At 52.8% G+C, this 1830-nt stretch carries 1 protein-coding gene; it reads left to right on the plus strand.

Annotated elements, in window-relative coordinates:
• Positions 1–2 precede the first annotated feature (2 nt).
• A partial coding sequence (locus tag IQ219_RS19320; RefSeq protein ID WP_368667639.1) for a GspE/PulE family protein occupies positions 3–1830 on the plus strand: 1828 nt, incomplete at its 3' end.

A 1830-nucleotide genomic window follows, 5' to 3' on the forward strand; every position in this document is an offset into this window, starting at 1 on the left:
TCATTGAAGCGGGTTATCTTTCCCTTTCTCAAATTCATCAGGCTTTAATGGAGGCTCGCCGCACCGGCATTGCTCTGCCGACGTTGGTGGAAACAATGTTGGGGGAATCTTTGCCCGACGAACTACATCGTCAGTACCAAGCTCAACAACAGTTTGCCCTCTCGGTGATCCATGGGGTGAAATTTTTTGACCAACATCAGTTGATGACCCTGGCCAACACCGAGGAGATCGCCAGTTTACTGAACCGTTACTTTCCTTTGCCCGTCTGCCGTCAGTATGGTTTTTTGCCTCTACATTATCGGGAAGATCCCGGTGCATTGTTGGTGGTGATGGTGGACCCTAGCAGTAAGGAAGCAGGTCAATTTTTGCAACGGCAATTGTCCCCCCATAGTCTTACCCTGCGGCGGCGGGGGGTAACTAGGGAAGATTTTGACAATTTAATTGACCAGCTCTACCACGATCCGGAAGTGCAGGCTGCCCTCAGCGCCCATGACCAAACGGCGATCGCCGAAAATCCCTACGATGGCAAAGCAACGGTGGTGGAAGTGACGGAAATAATTGAGGATTTGCCCCAACAAATCGCCGCTCTGCAGAATACTCCCCCGGTTGCTCCCCCCACTGCTCCGCCGGTCAGTGCTGTAGGGGAGAATGTATCTGTTCCGACCTCAGATACCAAAGCCGAAGGGCCAGAAGTTAAATTAGCCAATAAGATTCTTATTCTGGGCTTACGGGAAGGGGCCAGCGAAATTCATATTGATCCCCAGGATAATCAGGTGCTAGTGCGGATTCGCCAGGGTGGTAATCTACGTATGTTACTCGAACCCCTACCCAGGGAATTAGGCCCCAAATTGGTCACCAGGCTAAAAACCATGACCCATTTGGACACCAGCCAGACCAATGTGCCCCAAAAGGCCCGCATCCGCAAAAGTTATAACGGCCAGTCGGTATTTTTCTACGTCAATATTCTCCCCAGTTTTTACGGCGAAAAAGTACTGGTGCGGGTGGTGCCTTCCCTAGAAAAATTGCCCGACTTTGCCCAACTTTGTGGCGATCGCCAGGGCCAGGAAAGTCTGCAAAAATTGGCCCAGCAATCCCACGGTTTAGTGGTGGTGATCGGGGCGGCCTATGGCGGCAAAACCACCACCATGGAAGCTTTTTTGGGAAAACAGTTGGAACAGGATCGTGCCGTCGCCCTGGTGTCCGATCCCCTGGTTCATATCTATAAAGACATTAATCAGTTAGAGATTAACCTCCAAAAGGACTTTACCGGCGAGAAGGCAGTGCAGTCCCTCCAGGAGCAGTTCCCCCCAGTGGTGGCGGTGGACCCCTTGGAAGATCAAGAAACCGCCCAGGCTTTGACCCAGGCCCTCAACCAAGGACGTTTAGTTTTCACCTCCGTTATTGCCAAAGATGTGCCCTCGGCGATCGTCCAGCTGCAGGAATGGTTTGAACCGGCAGTACTCGGACAACACCTCAAGGGCATTGTTTCCCAGCGACTAGTGCGGCGGGTGTGTCCTGCCTGTCGTTTGAAGGGGGAGGTGACACTGGAAGAGCAACAGCGTTTTGGTTTGCCTGCGGGGCCCATTTATCGGGCTAACAGTTTGAGTGTGGAGCTAATGGCCCAACCCATGATCAAAAGTCGCCTCTGTCGTCAGTGCCATGGCCTGGGTTACGCTGGCATGACAGGGGTATTTGAGGTGGTGTCGGTCACTCCTGAACTCCAACAGTTGGTCAGTGGCCCCTGCTCCCATGAAGAAATTATCAACGGTCTTAATCAAGCCGGTATTGCCAGTCCCGCTCGGACGGCGATCGCCTTAGTGAGTCAGGGAG

It is taken from the genome of Synechocystis sp. LEGE 06083, assembly GCF_015207725.1.
Taxonomy (GTDB): domain Bacteria; phylum Cyanobacteriota; class Cyanobacteriia; order Cyanobacteriales; family Microcystaceae; genus Synechocystis; species Synechocystis salina.